This is a genomic window from Pseudomonas putida, from assembly GCF_003228315.1.
GTDB lineage: Bacteria > Pseudomonadota > Gammaproteobacteria > Pseudomonadales > Pseudomonadaceae > Aquipseudomonas > Aquipseudomonas putida_S.
In genome coordinates, this window is record NZ_CP029693.1 from 4211477 (window position 1) to 4226943 (window position 15467).

General features: G+C 59.2%; 14 protein-coding genes. 7 read left to right on the forward strand and 7 right to left on the reverse strand.

The features are described from left to right. The first annotated feature begins 7 nt into the window (after positions 1 to 7). Positions 8 to 1384, forward strand: a complete 1377-nt coding sequence (gene trkA / locus DKY63_RS19770; RefSeq protein ID WP_110965628.1) for a Trk system potassium transporter TrkA — start codon at positions 8 to 10, stop codon at positions 1382 to 1384. A gap of 158 nt (positions 1385 to 1542) precedes the next feature. Beyond that, the gene (locus DKY63_RS19775; protein WP_110965629.1) at positions 1543 to 1857 is read left to right on the forward strand and encodes a tetratricopeptide repeat protein; all 315 of its coding nucleotides are present in this window, start codon (positions 1543 to 1545) and stop codon (positions 1855 to 1857) included. On the opposite strand, the gene DKY63_RS19780 is transcribed toward DKY63_RS19775, so the two are convergent. From DKY63_RS19780 to tag, 3 genes are all read right to left on the reverse strand, one after another. Then, a complete protein-coding gene (locus tag DKY63_RS19780) occupies positions 1858 to 2097 on the reverse strand; it encodes a PilZ domain-containing protein (RefSeq protein ID WP_110965630.1) in 240 nt (79 codons plus the stop codon). Between the two features lie 72 nt (positions 2098 to 2169). Beyond that, positions 2170 to 3057, reverse strand: coding sequence for a lysophospholipid acyltransferase (locus DKY63_RS19785; protein WP_110965631.1), 888 nt, complete (start codon positions 3055 to 3057; stop codon positions 2170 to 2172). 40 nt (positions 3058 to 3097) lie between these two features. Continuing rightward, positions 3098 to 3655, reverse strand: a complete 558-nt coding sequence (gene tag, locus DKY63_RS19790) for a DNA-3-methyladenine glycosylase I (protein ID WP_110965632.1) — start codon at positions 3653 to 3655, stop codon at positions 3098 to 3100. A gap of 81 nt (positions 3656 to 3736) precedes the next feature. Here tag and glyQ point away from each other — a divergent pair, with 81 nt between their 5' ends. The 4 genes from glyQ (at position 3737) to DKY63_RS19810 (ending at position 8127) form a co-directional block, all read left to right on the forward strand. Then, positions 3737 to 4690: a glycine--tRNA ligase subunit alpha gene (gene glyQ / locus DKY63_RS19795; protein WP_110967948.1), complete on the forward strand. Its 954-nt coding sequence runs from the start codon at positions 3737 to 3739 to the stop codon at positions 4688 to 4690. After that, positions 4687 to 6741, forward strand: coding sequence for a glycine--tRNA ligase subunit beta (glyS, locus tag DKY63_RS19800; RefSeq protein WP_110965633.1), 2055 nt, complete (start codon positions 4687 to 4689; stop codon positions 6739 to 6741). Before glyQ ends, glyS begins: the two co-directional genes overlap by 4 nt. Before the next feature lie 6 nt (positions 6742 to 6747). Next, complete coding sequence (gene gmhB, locus DKY63_RS19805; protein ID WP_110965634.1) at positions 6748 to 7281, forward strand: D-glycero-beta-D-manno-heptose 1,7-bisphosphate 7-phosphatase; 534 nt, start codon at positions 6748 to 6750, stop codon at positions 7279 to 7281. Between the two features lie 66 nt (positions 7282 to 7347). Then, complete coding sequence (locus tag DKY63_RS19810; protein WP_110965635.1) at positions 7348 to 8127, forward strand: lysophospholipid acyltransferase family protein; 780 nt, start codon at positions 7348 to 7350, stop codon at positions 8125 to 8127. A gap of 180 nt (positions 8128 to 8307) precedes the next feature. On the opposite strand, the gene DKY63_RS19815 is transcribed toward DKY63_RS19810, so the two are convergent. Then, positions 8308 to 9870 carry a sensor histidine kinase gene (locus DKY63_RS19815; protein ID WP_110965636.1) on the reverse strand — a complete coding sequence of 521 codons (1563 nt, stop codon included), beginning with the start codon at positions 9868 to 9870 and terminating at the stop codon, positions 8308 to 8310. 136 nt (positions 9871 to 10006) lie between these two features. On the opposite strand from DKY63_RS19815, the gene DKY63_RS19820 reads away from it, so the two are divergent. After that, a complete protein-coding gene (locus DKY63_RS19820; protein ID WP_110965637.1) occupies positions 10007 to 10726 on the forward strand; it encodes a response regulator transcription factor in 720 nt (239 codons plus the stop codon). 73 nt (positions 10727 to 10799) lie between these two features. On the opposite strand, the gene gyrB is transcribed toward DKY63_RS19820, so the two are convergent. The 3 genes from gyrB to dnaN are packed head-to-tail and all read right to left on the reverse strand — an operon-like array spanning position 10800 to position 15450. Continuing rightward, positions 10800 to 13217 (reverse strand): DNA topoisomerase (ATP-hydrolyzing) subunit B, encoded by a 2418-nt coding sequence (gyrB, locus tag DKY63_RS19825; protein WP_110965638.1) that lies wholly within the window; start codon positions 13215 to 13217, stop codon positions 10800 to 10802. Between the two features lie 5 nt (positions 13218 to 13222). Continuing rightward, positions 13223 to 14326, reverse strand: coding sequence for a DNA replication/repair protein RecF (gene recF / locus DKY63_RS19830; RefSeq protein WP_110965639.1), 1104 nt, complete (start codon positions 14324 to 14326; stop codon positions 13223 to 13225). Between the two features lie 20 nt (positions 14327 to 14346). Beyond that, positions 14347 to 15450, reverse strand: coding sequence for a DNA polymerase III subunit beta (gene dnaN / locus DKY63_RS19835; protein ID WP_110965640.1), 1104 nt, complete (start codon positions 15448 to 15450; stop codon positions 14347 to 14349). Positions 15451 to 15467 lie beyond the last annotated feature (17 nt).

Consider the following 15467-nt stretch of genomic DNA (forward strand, 5'->3'; position numbering starts at 1 on the left):
TGACTGGATGAAAATCATCATCCTTGGTGCAGGGCAGGTGGGCGGGTCGCTGGCGGAACATCTGGCCAGCGAGGCGAACGACATCACGGTGGTCGACACCGACGGCGAACGCCTGCGCGACCTCGGTGATCGCCTGGACATCCGCACGATACAGGGCCGCGGCTCGATACCGAGCGTGCTGCGCCAAGCGGGTGCCGATGATGCTGACATGCTGGTCGCCGTGACCAACAGCGACGAAACCAACATGGTCGCCTGTCAGGTCGCCCACACCCTGTTCCACACCCCGACAAAGATCGCTCGTGTGCGCGAAGCCGCGTACCTGACCCGCGCCGATGAGTTGTTCGATAACGAAGCGATTCCGGTGGACGTGCTGATCAGCCCGGAGCAAGTGGTCACCAACTACATCAAGCGCCTGATCCAGCACCCCGGCGCCTTGCAGGTGATCGACTTCGCCGAAGGCAAGGCACAACTGGTGGCGGTGCGGGCCTATTACGGCGGGCCGCTGGTGGGTCAGCAACTGCGGCAGTTGCGCGAACACATGCCCAACGTCGAAACCCGCGTGGCGGCGATTTTCCGTAGGGACCGGCCAATCCTGCCCCAGGGCGATACGGTGATCGAAGCGGACGACGAAGTGTTTTTCATCGCGGCCCGAGCAAACATTCGCGCAGTCATGAGTGAAATGCGCCGTCTCGATGAGACCTACAAACGCATCGTCATTGCCGGTGGCGGGCAGATCGGCGAGCGTTTGGCCGAAGCCATCGAAAGCCGTTATCAGGTGAAGATCATCGAGATGAACCCGGCCCGCTGCCGCCATCTCTCCGACCACCTCGACAGCACCGTGGTGCTGCAGGGCAGCGCTTCGGACCGCGACCTGCTGTTGGAAGAGAACATCGCCGACGCAGACATCTTCCTGGCCCTGACCAACGATGACGAAGCCAACATCATGTCGTCGCTGCTGGCCAAGCGCCTGGGTGCGAAGAAGGTGATGACCATCATCAACAACCCGGCCTACGTGGATCTGATCCAGGGCGGCGACATCGACATCGCCATCAGCCCGCAACTGGCAACCATCGGCACCTTGCTGGCCCACGTGCGGCGCGGCGACATCGTCAGCGTACACTCACTGCGTCGGGGCGCGGCGGAAGCCATCGAGGCCATTGCCCATGGTGATGCGAAATCGAGCAAGGTCATCGGCAAGGCCATCGAGAACATCGGCCTGCCGCCAGGAGCCACCATCGGCGCGATCATCCGCGATGAAGAAGTGATCATTGCCCACGATGACACGGTGATCCAGACCGGGGACCACGTGATTCTGTTCCTTGTGGATAAAAAGCATATTCGCGATGTGGAAAAGCTGTTCCATGTGGGATTGAGCTTCTTCTGATCCGGTAATTGCTGTGTCTGAACGGACCTCATCGCGGGCAAGCCTTGCTCCTACAGGTTTGGGGCGCACACATAACCGGTGAACGGCTCGAACCTGTAGGAGCAAGGCTTGCCCGCGAAAGCAATCTCAAAATCGCAGATCACTCAAAGGAAATACCCATGATCGAATCCCTGGAAAAAATGCTCGCCAAGGGTGTGGATAACCCGCTGCTGCGCTTCGGCCTGGGCAAGGGCTATCTGGATCTGGGGGAGAGCGCCAAGGCTGTGGAACACTTCCAGCGCTGCGTCGAGCTCGATCCGAAGTATTCGGCGGCCTGGAAACTGCTGGGCAAGGCCCATCTGGCGCTGGCGGATTACGCGGCTGCGCGCCAGGTGTGGGAGAAAGGCATCGAAGCGGCGCAAAACCACGGCGATAAACAGGCCGAGAAAGAAATGACGGTGTTCCTGAAGAAACTCGACCGCCAGGCCCACTGATCAGAGATAACGCAGGCCGATCCCTTCGGCGTCCACCTGCACCACTTCCATCTTCACCTTCGGCGCGCCTGTGGGTAAGTCCTGGACTTGCCCATAAACCACGGCGCCTCGGGGTAATGCCGACAACGCCGGATGCTTGACGTAAACACCTGTGGTCGACAGGTTTCGCGTCTGGCCCAGACATTCGCCGAAGCTTTCGTGACTGATCTTTATGCGAAAGGATTTGCGGTGTTCGGACATCTATTGCGCCCTTTAATGAACGGTTGTGGATAAACCCGAACCCAAGGTTATCCACAGATCATGCCAATCGACTCAGTACCAGCGTTCTTCTCCCGGAGGACGCTTCTTGAAGCGCTTCATGCTCCACATGTATTGGCTCGGATACGCCGCCACGTAGCGCTCGACCACCTGGCTCATCGCCGCGCACGACGTAGCGGTATCGGTGCTGTACATGGCTTCGGGCGCGGCTTCCAGGATCACTTTGTAGCCTGAACCGTCCGGCAGCCGCAGCGCATGCAGGAACACACCCACCGCCTTGTGGCCTGCGAGCATGTTCGGTACGAATTTGCTGGTCAGCGCCTGAGTTGCGAAGAACGGCACAAATATACCGGCGGACTCGGCCGGTTCCGGGTCAGCGGGAATGCCCACTGCACCACCTTTGCGCACTTCCTTGATGACACTGAGGATGCCTTCCTTGGTCGACGCGGCAACTTTGTTGCCCAGTTGCACCCGCTGCTTTTGCAGCAACTCATCCACAGCCTTCAACTTTGGCGGACGATAAAAGATGATCGGTTTGCACTGGCTGCAATAAAAGTGGTTGAGCACTTCCCAGTTACCCAGGTGACTGGTGATGCCCACGACGCCTTTGCCGGAGGCCAGAGCATCCTTCAACACCTCGAGGCCTTCGACTTCGCGCACCAGGTCGATGGATCGTTGAGCCGGCCAGATCCAGGCGCAGGCGCTCTCGGTCAGGGACTTGCCGATGTCTTTCAGGCTCTGCCCGACCAGACGCTCGCGCTCGGCGGGGTCCATCTCGGGAAAGCATTTGGCGAGGTTGATCCGCACCACATCGCGGGAACGGTTGGGGGTTTTCCACATCACCCAGCCGATGGCTGAGCCAACGGCCTGCACTGCCCGCCACGGGAGCAGGGCAAACAGCCGCAGAGCGCCTACCAGCAAGGCGCCTTTAAACTTATCCACAGGTCACTCCTGATCTTGTGCTGTGCGCGAGGCGGCTATTCTAACCGCCGTTCGCCAGCATCGCGTAGCGGTCGCAATCGCGCGTGTGGTCCATGACCATGCCCGAGGCCTGCATGAAGGCGTAGCAAATGGTCGGCCCGACGAAGGTGAAGCCTGCCTTCTTAAGGCCCTTGCTCATCTCCACCGCCTCGGGCGTGATAGCCGGTACTTCGCTGCGATCCTTGAAATGGTTGATCTTCGGCACATCGCCGACGAAGGACCAGAGAAACGCCACCGGGTCATGCAGCTCCAGCCAGGCCCGGGCGTTGCGCCGGGCGGCATTGAGCTTCAAGCGATTGCGGATGATGCCGGGGTCGAGCATCAATTCATCGATTTCCGCGTCGCTCATCTGCGCCACGCGCTGCACGTCGAAGCCGAACATCACCTGGCGATAATGCTCGCGTTTGCGCAGCACGGTGATCCAGGAAAGCCCGGCCTGGAACCCTTCGAGCAAAAGCAACTCGAACAAACCCTGCGCATCGCGTAGCGGCGTGCCCCACTCCTGATCGTGATAAGCCATGTACAGCGGATCTTCGGAACACCAAAAGCAGCGTGGCATAAGGCTCCAGGGGGCGTGCGCAGCAATGAATCGGGTATACTCCCGCTCTTTAAATCGCAGCCCAAGAAACAGGTGAATTTCGTGAGCCAGCCTACGCCAGCCGTGCGTACCTTCCAAGACTTGATCCTCGCCCTCCAGCAATACTGGGCCGAGCAAGGTTGTGTGGTACTTCAGCCCTACGATATGGAAGTAGGCGCCGGCACTTTCCACACCGCTACATTCCTGCGCGCCATTGGCCCGGAAACCTGGAACGCCGCCTACGTGCAGCCAAGCCGCCGTCCGACTGACGGCCGCTACGGGGAAAACCCGAACCGCCTGCAGCATTACTATCAGTTCCAGGTCGTGCTCAAGCCGAACCCGGACAACTTCCAGGAGCTGTACCTGGGCTCCCTCAAGCACGTGGGCCTGGACCCACTGGTGCATGACATCCGTTTCGTCGAAGACAACTGGGAATCGCCGACCCTCGGCGCCTGGGGCCTGGGCTGGGAAGTCTGGCTCAACGGCATGGAAGTGACGCAGTTCACTTACTTCCAGCAAGCGGGCGGTATCGAGTGCTACCCGGTGACCGGCGAGATCACTTACGGCCTGGAACGCCTGGCCATGTACCTGCAGGGCGTGGACTCGGTCTACGACCTGGTCTGGGCCGACGGTCCATTCGGCAAAGTGACTTACGGCGACGTGTTCCACCAGAACGAAGTGGAGCAGTCGACCTACAACTTCGAGCACGCCAACGTCGAGAAGCTGTTCGAACTGTTCGATTTCTATGAAAGCGAAGCCAAGCGCCTGATCGAACTCGATGAGCCGCTGCCGTTGCCGAGCTACGAAATGGTGTTGAAGGCCTCCCATACCTTCAACCTGCTGGATGCGCGCCGGGCGATTTCCGTGACCGCGCGTCAGCAATACATCCTGCGTGTTCGCACCCTGGCGCGTTCCGTTGCGCAAGCCTACCTGCTGGCTCGCGCCAAGCTGGGCTTCCCGATGGCGACCCCGGACCTGCGTGACGAAGTACTGGCCAAGCTGGAGGCTGCACAATGAGTGCTCTGGATTTTCTGGTTGAACTGGGCACTGAAGAACTGCCACCCAAAGCCCTGAACACCCTGGCCGAGGCGTTCCTTGCGGGTATCGACAAGGGCCTGCAAGCCGCCGGCCTGAACTACGAGACCAAAACTGTTTATGCGGCGCCGCGTCGCCTGGCCGTGCTGATCACCGCGCTGGCCACCCAGCAACCGGATCGCAGCATCAACCTGGACGGCCCGCCACGTCAGGCCGCTTTCGATGCCGAAGGCAATCCGACGCAAGCGGCACTGGGCTTTGCCAAGAAGTGCGGCGTCGACCTGAGCGAAATCGATCAGAGCGGCCCGAAACTGCGCTACAGCCAGAGCATCGCCGGCAAGCCGACCGCGAGCCTGCTGCCGACCATCGTCGAAGACTCCCTGAACGACCTGCCGATTCCCAAGCGCATGCGCTGGGGCGCGCGCAAGGAAGAGTTCGTGCGTCCGACCCAGTGGCTGGTGATGCTGCTCGGTGACCAGGTCATCGACTGCACCATCCTCGCCCAGAAGGCCGGTCGTGACTCCCGTGGTCACCGTTTCCACCACCCGGAAAGCGTGCGCATCGGTTCGCCGTCCAGCTACCTGGCCGACCTGCGTGCCGCCTATGTATTGGCCGATGCCAACGAGCGTCGCGAGATCATCAGCAAGCGCACCGAAGAACTGGCCACCCGCCAGGAAGGCACCGCCATCGTGCCGCCGGACCTGCTCGACGAAGTGACCGCGCTGGTCGAGTGGCCAGTACCGCTGGTGTGCTCGTTCGAAGAACGCTTCCTCGATGTGCCGCAAGAAGCCCTGATCACCACCATGCAGGACAACCAGAAGTACTTCTGCCTGCTGGATGTCGACGGCAAGTTGCTGCCACGTTTCATCACCGTGGCCAACATCGAGAGCAAGGACCCGCAGCAGATCATCGCCGGTAACGAGAAAGTGGTTCGCCCGCGCCTGACCGACGCCGAGTTCTTCTTCAAGCAAGACAAGAAGCAGAAGCTGGAAGACTTCAACCAGCGCCTGCAAAACGTGGTGTTCCAGGAAAAACTCGGCAGCGTCTATGACAAGGCCGAGCGCGTTTCCAAGCTCGCGGCCTACATTGCCGCGCGCATTGGCGGCAACGCTTCCTGGGCCGCCCGTGCTGGCTTGCTCTCCAAGTGCGACCTGGCGACCGAAATGGTCGGCGAATTCCCGGAAATGCAAGGCGTCGCCGGTTACTACTACGCCCTCAACGATGGCGAGCCGGAAGATGTGGCCCTGGCGCTGAACGAGCAGTACATGCCGCGCGGTGCTGGCGCTGAACTGCCGTCCACCCTGACCGGTGCTGCGGTGGCCATCGCCGACAAGCTCGACACCCTGGTCGGCATTTTCGGTATCGGCATGCTGCCGACCGGCAGCAAAGACCCGTATGCCCTGCGCCGTGCTGCACTGGGCGTGCTGCGTATCCTGATCGAGAAACAACTGGATCTGGACCTGAACGACGCCGTGGCCTTCGCCGTGAACGCGTTCGGCGCCAAGGTCAAGGCGGCCGGTCTGAACGACGCGGTGCTGGAATTCATCTTCGACCGCCTGCGTGCGCGTTACGAAGACGAAGGCGTCGATGTTGCGACTTACCTGTCGGTCCGTGCCCTGAAGCCGGGTTCTGCCTTGGACTTCGACCAGCGCGTGCAAGCGGTGCAAGCGTTCCGCAAGTTGCCGGAAGCGGCTGCGCTGGCGGCAGTGAACAAGCGTGTGTCGAACTTGCTGAGCAAGGTCGAAGGTTCCGTGCCGACCGTCGTTGAAGCCAAGTACTTCGACAACGCCAACGAGTTCTCCCTGTACTCGGCGATCCAGCAAGCGGACCAGGCTGTACAGCCGATGGCCGCCTCGCGTCAGTACAGCGAGTCCCTGGCTCGCCTGGCTGCCTTGCGCGAGCCAGTGGATGCGTTCTTCGAAGCCGTAATGGTCAACGCGGAAGACGCCAAAGTCCGCGCCAACCGTTATGCCTTGCTGGCGCGTCTGCGTGGGCTGTTCCTCGGCGTCGCCGATATTTCGTTGCTGGGGTAAGACTGTTTGAAACTGCTGATTCTCGATCGGGACGGAGTGATCAATTACGACTCCGACGCTTACATCAAATCGGTGGAGGAGTGGATTCCACTTCCCGGTTCGATCGAAGCCATCGCGCAGTTGAGCAAGGCCGGCTGGACGGTAGCGGTCGCTACCAACCAGTCGGGCATCGCTCGCGGCTACTACGACATCGCCACCCTCGATGCCATGCACGAGCGCTTGCGCTCGCTGGTGGCCGAGCAGGGTGGTGAAGTCGGGCTGATCGTCTATTGCCCGCACGGGCCGGACGACGGCTGCGATTGCCGCAAGCCCAAACCCGGGATGTTGAAAAACATCGCCGCGCATTACAACGTATCGCTGACTGACCTATGGTTCGTCGGCGATAGTATCGGTGACCTGGAAGCCGCCAAAGCCGTCGATTCTCAGCCAGTTTTGGTAAAGACCGGGAAAGGCGAAAAGACTTTGGGCAAGACCCTACCGGCAGGCACCTTGATTTACGACGATCTGGCGGCGATTGCCGCAGAACTTATCCACAAATAGAGCGCTTTCGACAGATCGGGAGTGCGCTTGAATAGTCGGGCAATGCCCGTAACGGTAAACGTCGCCATGTCGATACTGCAGGCCATCAGAATCTTCCTCTTTTACCTGCTGCTGGGTACCACTTCCCTGCTGTGGTGCAGCCTCAGCTTTTTTATTGCGCCCTTTCTGCCATTCAAGGCGCGCTATCGCTTCATCAACGTTTACTGGTGCCGCTGCGCCTTGTGGTTGAGCAAGGTGTTCCTCGGTATCCGCTACGAAGTAAAGGGCGCAGAGAACGTACCTGACCGCCCGTGCGTGATCGTGTCGAATCACCAGAGCACCTGGGAGACGTTCTTCCTGTCGGCCTACTTCTCGCCACTGAGCCAGGTGCTCAAGCGCGAACTGCTGTATGTGCCATTCTTCGGCTGGGCCATGGCGATGCTGCGACCGATTGCCATCGATCGTGACAATCCGAAAGCCGCACTCAAGCAAGTCGCGTCGAAGGGCGACGAGCTGCTCAAGGACAACGTCTGGGTGCTGATTTTCCCTGAAGGCACCCGCGTTCCGTACGGCACTGTTGGCAAATTCTCCCGCAGCGGCTCGGCCCTGGCGGTCAATGCCGACCTTCCGGTACTGCCGATTGCGCATAACGCCGGCAAGTTCTGGCCCAAGCTGGGTTGGGGCAAGAAGCAGGGGGTGATCACCGTGATCATCGGCGCACCGATGCATGCCGAGGGAAGCGGGCCACGCGCCATCGCCGATTTGAATGATCGGGTGCAGGCCTGGAACGAGCAAACGCAGCGTGAAATGGGTTCGCTGCCACCGTCTCCGCAGGCCCCGGCTGCCAGTGATCAGGTGGCCGTCTGAGATTCTGTGGATAACCTGTGTACCAATTAATTGACAGGTTTCGAATTTCCTCACTAAACACATGATTTATATAGTTATTTTTTAAAGCTCTAAAATTCCGAAAAACGTGCATAAGTTTTTTTCGGGCGCAAAAAAACCGGCTGATATAGCCGGTTTTTTTATGCCTGCAATTGGGCCGTTTCACTCTTCGTACAACGGGAACTGCAGACTGAAACAAGTGCCTTCTCCAACCACGCTGCGGCAATCGATACGCCCACCATGACGATCCACCACGGCCTTGACCATCGACAGTCCAAGCCCCACGCCATCAATTCCTTGAGCCGAGGAAAACCGTCGGTATTGGCTGAACAGATCCGGCAACTCATGCGTAGCGATCCCCTTGCCCTGATCGATAAGTTCGCAGTTGAGCCATCCGTCACTGCAACTGACCCGCAAACTCACACAGGTACCACTGTCGCTGTACTTGATAGCGTTCTCCAGCAAATTGAACATCGCACGGGTCAGCAAGGCCTGATCCGCCATGATCAGGCTTTCCTGAGCCTGCTCGTCGATCTGCTGGGACAATTCGATCTGTTTCTGCTGGGCAATGGGCAAGGCCTGGTCGAACACATCCAGCACGACCATGGCAAAAAGACTTGGCTGAAACGCATAGGCTTCGGATTCGGCCTTGGCCAACTGGACGAAACCGTCAGTCAAATTCAATGCTCGGCGCACCTGTAACTCGATCTGATCGAACAATTGCGCATCACCACCGACCTGATGGCGATGCACATCCAGCAGGGCAAGAATGGCCGAGTGGGGCGCTCGCAGGTCGTGTGACAGAAAGCGCAGCATCACGCTGCGTTGTTCCTCCGCTTCACGCTCAACGCTCAGGTCCGTCAGGCTCAGCAGCCAGCCGACTGGCGTATCACCATCCACTGGAAGCAAAGGCGCGCTTTCCAGACGCAGGCTGCGCTCCTTGATATCGCGGAACTCCAGCAACGGTAATTCCGATAACAGTGTTGGCGCACCGTGCGCCAATGCCGGATAGCCCAATTGCTTCAATTGTTCAAAAACGTCATCGCCCACCAAGTCAGCGCTGAACAATTCACGGGCCTTGCGGTTACCCAACAGGATGCGTCCCTTGGGGTCGCTGATGAGCGTTGCGACGGGCAGATACTCCAGCCCATCCGCGATGAAACGTCGCGCATCGCGAGTACGGCTGATGGCTTGCTCCAGCGCAATGACCTGGCCGCGCAAACGGTCGCCTGTAGGGAAATGTGAGCGACGGCGCTCGGGGAAGATTTTCGGTTCGCTATCGAGTCGCGCCAACTCCCAACCGAAATAGGTCAACACCACACTCAGGCGTCGCCAGTTCCAGATCAGATAGCCGAACAGAATGCCCAATATACTCGGGGTCGGGGACCACCAATATCGTTGGTCCGCCAGACCAGCGCTGGTCAGAAAGGCAATCCCCATGCCTGCCAGCGTCAGCCAAAGCGCCAGGCGCGGAAGCCACAGCAACAGTCCCAGCACCGAGATCAGCAGCGAAAAAGATAGAAGCGCGCCGAGGGCTGGAGTGTCATCGTGCAGGTTCATTTGCGTGCGATAAGACAGCAGGGCGGTCAGCGGCAACAACACAACGCTTATCCACAACCATTCGCGGACCATTTTCCTGAACAGTCGCTGGACTTGCGTCGGTTCCCGGCTTTCCCGGCGGCGCTCTTTTATCTTGGATACCCTGTCGCGAGTGAATTCGTTCATGGGGCACAGGTCTGGGTGGGTGACTGAAATCATAGCGGACGTCGACCAGCGGCGGGCTTCTTACTTTCACTCCTTCCAGCGAGAAGCTATCGTCCTTTCATTCTGGAGAGCTTTCAGAGCCAAGGAACCACCGCCCATGCGAATTGCAGTTCTCGACGACGAACCGGCTGAGTTGCGCCGGGTGGAACAGACGCTCCATCAGATGGCCGAACCTGGCGAGGACGCCTGGGCCTTGCACAGCTTTGAGAGGGGAGAGGACCTGCTGCGCCAGCTGCGCAGGGAAACCTACGATCTGCTGATCCTTGACTGGCAGTTGCCGGATCTCACCGGTATAGCGCTTCTGCAATGGACCCGCGAACACATGGACGCCCCTCCCGCGGCCATCATGCTCACCAGCCGCGATGCCGAAAGCGATATCGTCCAGGCGTTGAATGCCGGGGCCGATGATTACGTGAGCAAACCCTTCCGTCCCAACGAGCTGAAAGCCCGTGTGACGGCGGTGCTGCGTCGGCGTAGCCAGCAGCGTACCGCGGCGAGCGAAGTGCTGAGCTTTAATGACCTGGTGTTCGATGATGCAGACCTGACCATCAAGCGCGCAGGCAAGCCCATTGTCCTGACCGAGCGGGAGTACCGCCTGGCCCGCTGCCTGTTCACCAATCTCGGTCGGCCGTTGTCGCGGGAATACCTGTACCAACGGTTCTGGACGCACGAGGAAATAGACTCCTCCCGACCGCTGGACACGCACATCTATCGACTGCGCAACAAGCTCGGTTTGACCGCCGACCGAGGTTGGCAGTTGCTGACCATCTATGGGTATGGGTATCGCCTGGAGAGCGTGACGACTGCGACTTCGTAAATGGCGGAATGTTGAAGGCAATAAAAAAGGCCAACGCTTGCGCGTTGGCCTTTTTTTGGCGGCAGACCCCGAATCAGAAGTCCAGGTTGGAAACCGCCAGGGCGTTGCTTTCGATGAAGTCACGGCGAGGTTCGACCGCATCACCCATCAGGGTGTTGAAGATCTGGTCTGCACCGATGGCGTCTTCGATGGTCACTTTGAGCATCCGGCGTACGCTTGGGTCCATGGTGGTTTCCCACAGCTGATCCGGGTTCATTTCGCCCAGACCTTTGTATCGCTGAATGGTGTGACGCTTGGTGCTTTCAGCCATCAGCCAGTCCAGTGCTTCCTTGAACTCGGTGACCGCTTTCTTGCGCTCGCCACGCTGAACGTACGCGCCATCATCCAGCAGCGTGCTCAACTGCGCGCCCAGCGAAACGACGGTCTTGTAGTCGTTACTGCCGAAGAAGTCACGGTTGAAGGTGACGTAGTTCGACAGGCCATGGGAGATCAGTTCGACCTCTGGCAGCCATACGCCGCGTTCACGGTCTTCACGCAAGCTGGCCTTGTAGACCAGGCCGGACTTCTCGACGGTACGCAGACGCGCTTCGTACTGAGCCAGCCAGTCTTGCATCTTGGCATGATCGCCGAGCATTTCCAGGCTCACGGCCGGAAGGTAGATGAAGTGCTCGGTCAGTTCCTGCGGGTACAGGCGCGACAGACGCTTGAGGGTCTTCATCACCATGCGGAAGTCGTTCACCAAACGCTCCAGCGCTTCGCCAGAGATGCCCGGGGCGTCTTCGTTCAGGTGCAGGCTCGCATCTTCCAGAGCCGACTGGGTCATGTACTCTTCCATGGCCTCGTCGTCTTTGATGTATTGCTCTTGCTTGCCTTTCTTGACCTTGTACAGCGGCGGCTGGGCGATGTAGATGTAGCCGCGCTCGATCAGTTCCGGCAGCTGACGGAAGAAGAAGGTCAGCAGCAGGGTACGGATGTGCGAACCGTCGACGTCAGCATCGGTCATGATGATGATGTTGTGATAACGCAGCTTGTCGATGTTGTACTCTTCGCGGCCGATACCGCAGCCCAGCGCGGTGATCAAGGTGCCCACTTCCTGGGAAGAGATCATCTTGTCGAAGCGCGCCTTTTCGACGTTCAGGATTTTACCCTTGAGCGGCAGAATGGCCTGGGTCCTGCGGTTACGTCCCTGCTTGGCGGAGCCGCCAGCAGAGTCACCTTCCACGAGGTACAGTTCGGACAGGGCAGGGTCCTTCTCCTGGCAGTCGGCCAGTTTGCCCGGCAGACCGGCAATATCCAGGGCGCCCTTACGGCGGGTCATCTCACGGGCCTTGCGCGCCGCTTCACGGGCACGTGCGGCGTCGATCATCTTGCCGACAACCAGCTTGGCTTCGTTCGGGTTCTCCAGCAGGAAGTCGGAGAAGTACTTGCCCATTTCCTGTTCAACCGCCGTCTTCACTTCGGAAGACACCAGCTTGTCCTTGGTCTGGGAGCTGAACTTCGGATCCGGCACTTTCACCGAGATGATCGCGGTCAGGCCTTCACGGGCGTCGTCACCGGTGGTCGCGACCTTGTGCTTCTTGGCCAGGCCTTCCTGCTCGATGTAGTTGTTCAGGTTACGCGTCAGTGCAGAACGGAAGCCCACCAGGTGAGTACCGCCATCGCGCTGTGGAATGTTGTTGGTGAAGCACAACAGGTTCTCGTTGAAGCTGTCGTTCCACTGCAGGGCGATTTCCACGCCAATGCCGTCTTCACGCTGGATGTTGAAGTGGAACACCTGGTTGACCGCAGTCTTGTTGGTGTTCAGGTATTCAACGAACGCACGCAGGCCGCCTTCGTACTTGAACAACTCTTCCTTGCCGCTGCGCTCATCCTTGAGGACGATGCCGACGCCGGAGTTGAGGAAGGACAGTTCACGAATGCGCTTGGCCAGGATGTCCCAGCTGAAGTGAATGTTCTTGAAGGTTTCGCTGGAAGCCTTGAAGTGGATCTGGGTGCCAGTGGTCTCGCTGTCACCAACGATGGCCATCGGCGCCTGTGGAACACCGTGGACGTAGGTCTGTTCCCAGATCTTGCCGCTGCGGCGAACAGTCAGGACCAGCTCTTCGGAAAGGGCGTTCACTACCGAAACACCTACACCGTGCAGACCGCCGGATACCTTGTAGGAGTTGTCGTCGAACTTACCGCCAGCGTGGAGGACGGTCATGATGACCTCGGCAGCGGAAACGCCTTCCTCTTTGTGCACGTCTACCGGGATGCCACGGCCGTTGTCGCGAACGGTGATGGATTCATCCGGGTGAATGATGATGCTGATGTCGTCGCAATAGCCGGCGAGTGCTTCGTCGATCGAGTTGTCGACCACCTCGAACACCATGTGGTGCAGGCCGCTACCATCATCGGTGTCGCCAATGTACATACCGGGACGTTTGCGTACGGCATCCAGGCCTTTCAGCACTTTAATGCTCGTTGAGTCGTACGTATTTTCTTCGCTCAATGCCTTCACTCCCGATGGTCGTGGGTCTGGGTGATACGGCCCTGTTCCACGTGGAACAGAGCGACTGGCGTTTCCGTCTGCCAGCCCTCCCTCAATAATTCGTCATCTACACAGGTGATAAAGACCTGGCAGCGTAAGTCTTCCAGCAAGCGGCAAAGCGCGCGACGGTGGTGCTCGTCCAGCTCGGACGGCAAGTCATCCACCAGATAAATACACTGACCGCGCCGAGCCTGGCTGACCAGATGCCCTTGGGCAATCCGCAATGCACACACCACCAACTTCTGCTGTCCACGGGACAAGATGTCCGCGGCATTGTGTGCGCCCAATCTGAGACGCAAATCTGCGCGTTGTGGTCCTGCCTGGGTATGACCCATTTGCTGGTCCCGATGAAGGGAGCCGGCAAGCACGTCGCTCAATTCGCGGTCTTTGTCCCAGCCTCGGTAATAGCTGAGCGTTAAGCCCTCAAGCTCAACCAATTCGCTCAAAGTTTGTTCAAAGACTGGTTTCAACGCTTTGATGTAGGCGCGGCGGTATTCATCGATTTCAGCGCTGGCCTGGCACAGTTCCCTGTCCCAAACCGCTTGCGAAACGGCGTCAAGTGTACCATGCCGCAGCCAAGAGTTTCTCTGGCGCAGGGCCTTCTGCAAACGCTGCCAGGTTGACATGAAGCGAGGTTCCACGTGGAACACACCCCAATCGAGAAACTGGCGACGAATCTTCGGCGCACCTTCCAGCAAGCGAAAGCTATCCGGGTTAATCAACTGCAGCGGCAGCATTTCCGCCAGTTGTGCCGCACTGCGAGCGTTCTGCCCATCAATGCGAATCTGGAACTCCCCCTGGCGATCTCGGGAAATGCCGAGCGCGCTGTGCCCACCCTCAGCCAATTCAACTTGGCCGAATACCGTGCAGGCCAGTTGTTCGTACTGAATGACCGGTAAAAGGCGGGTGCTACGGAACGAACGGGCAAGCCCCAGCAGGTGAATGGCTTCCAGAACACTGGTTTTGCCGCTGCCGTTGGCGCCGTAAAGAATATTGATTCGGGGGGAGGGGGAGAAGGTCACCGGGTGCAGATTGCGCACCGCGGTGACCGAAACGCGACTTAAGGACATCTAGCTTCTGCTGAGCATGATCACAGACGCATCGGCATGACAACGTAAGCCGAATCGTCGTTGTCGGACTCTTGCACCAGTGCACTGCTGTTGGAGTCGGACAGGATCAGGCGAACTTGCTCGGTGGTCATCACGCCCAGCACGTCGAGCAGATAGCTGACGTTGAAGCCGATTTCCAGGGAGCCGCCGTTGTACTCAACGCCCACTTCTTCTTCCGCTTCTTCCTGCTCCGGGTTGTTCGCCTGGATCTTCAGTTGACCATTGGCCAGTTGCAGGCGAATGCCGCGATATTTCTCGTTGGACAGGATCGCGGTACGGCTGAAGGCTTCGCGCAGTGCCTGGCGATCACCGAGAACCAGCTTGTCACCACCTTTAGGCAGCACACGCTCGTAATCCGGGAACTTGCCGTCGACCAGCTTCGAGGTGAAGGTGAACTCGCCGGTGGTGGCGCGAATGTGATGCTGACCCAGAACGATACTGACGATGCCTTCAGGCTCCGTCAGCAGACGCGCCAATTCAAGAATACCCTTGCGTGGCACGATGACCTGGTGGCGATCCTGCTGACCGATGTCCGCTTGCATGGAGCACATGGCCAGGCGGTGACCGTCGGTGGCTACGGCGCGAATAATGCCGGCGGACACTTCCAGCAGCATGCCATTGAGGTAGTAACGCACGTCCTGTTGGGCCATGGCGAAGCTGGTGCGCTCGATCAAGCGGCGCAGCTTGCTTTGCTCGAGGCTGCAGGTCAGCGAGCCCGGGCCTTCTTCTACGGTCGGGAAGTCATCGGCAGGCAGGGTCGACAGGGTGAAACGGCTACGGCCAGCTTTTACGACAAGCTTCTGCTCGTCGACCTTGATGTCGATCAGCGCATCGTTCGGCAAGCTTTTGCAGATGTCCATCAGCTTGCGCGCAGGCACGGTGATGGAACCGGATTCCGCCGGCTCTTCGAGTTGAACCCGACCGACCAGTTCGACTTCCAGGTCGGTACCGGTCAGCGACAGTTGCTGGCCTTCGACAACCAGCAGCACATTGGAGAGCACCGGCAAGGTCTGGCGGCGCTCGACGACGCCTGCGACCAGTTGCAGGGGTTTCAACAGGGCTTCGCGTTGAATGGTGAAATGCATGGTCTAGTCCCTTGCCT

What these genes read in the sequence shown, in the direction of transcription:
- tag (WP_110965632.1), bottom strand. Translation starts at nt 3,655, where the DNA reads ATGCCACGCTGCTTTTGGTGTTCCGAAGATCCGCTGTACATGGCTTAT.
- DKY63_RS19815 (WP_110965636.1), bottom strand. Translation starts at nt 9,870, where the DNA reads ATGAACGAATTCACTCGCGACAGGGTATCCAAGATAAAAGAGCGCCGC.
- DKY63_RS19780 (WP_110965630.1), bottom strand. Translation starts at nt 2,097, where the DNA reads ATGTCCGAACACCGCAAATCCTTTCGCATAAAGATCAGTCACGAAAGC.
- dnaN (WP_110965640.1), bottom strand. Translation starts at nt 15,450, where the DNA reads ATGCATTTCACCATTCAACGCGAAGCCCTGTTGAAACCCCTGCAACTG.
- glyS (WP_110965633.1), top strand. Translation starts at nt 4,687, where the DNA reads ATGAGTGCTCTGGATTTTCTGGTTGAACTGGGCACTGAAGAACTGCCA.
- trkA (WP_110965628.1), top strand. Translation starts at nt 8, where the DNA reads ATGAAAATCATCATCCTTGGTGCAGGGCAGGTGGGCGGGTCGCTGGCG.
- recF (WP_110965639.1), bottom strand. Translation starts at nt 14,326, where the DNA reads ATGTCCTTAAGTCGCGTTTCGGTCACCGCGGTGCGCAATCTGCACCCG.
- DKY63_RS19810 (WP_110965635.1), top strand. Translation starts at nt 7,348, where the DNA reads ATGTCGATACTGCAGGCCATCAGAATCTTCCTCTTTTACCTGCTGCTG.
- DKY63_RS19775 (WP_110965629.1), top strand. Translation starts at nt 1,543, where the DNA reads ATGATCGAATCCCTGGAAAAAATGCTCGCCAAGGGTGTGGATAACCCG.
- DKY63_RS19820 (WP_110965637.1), top strand. Translation starts at nt 10,007, where the DNA reads ATGCGAATTGCAGTTCTCGACGACGAACCGGCTGAGTTGCGCCGGGTG.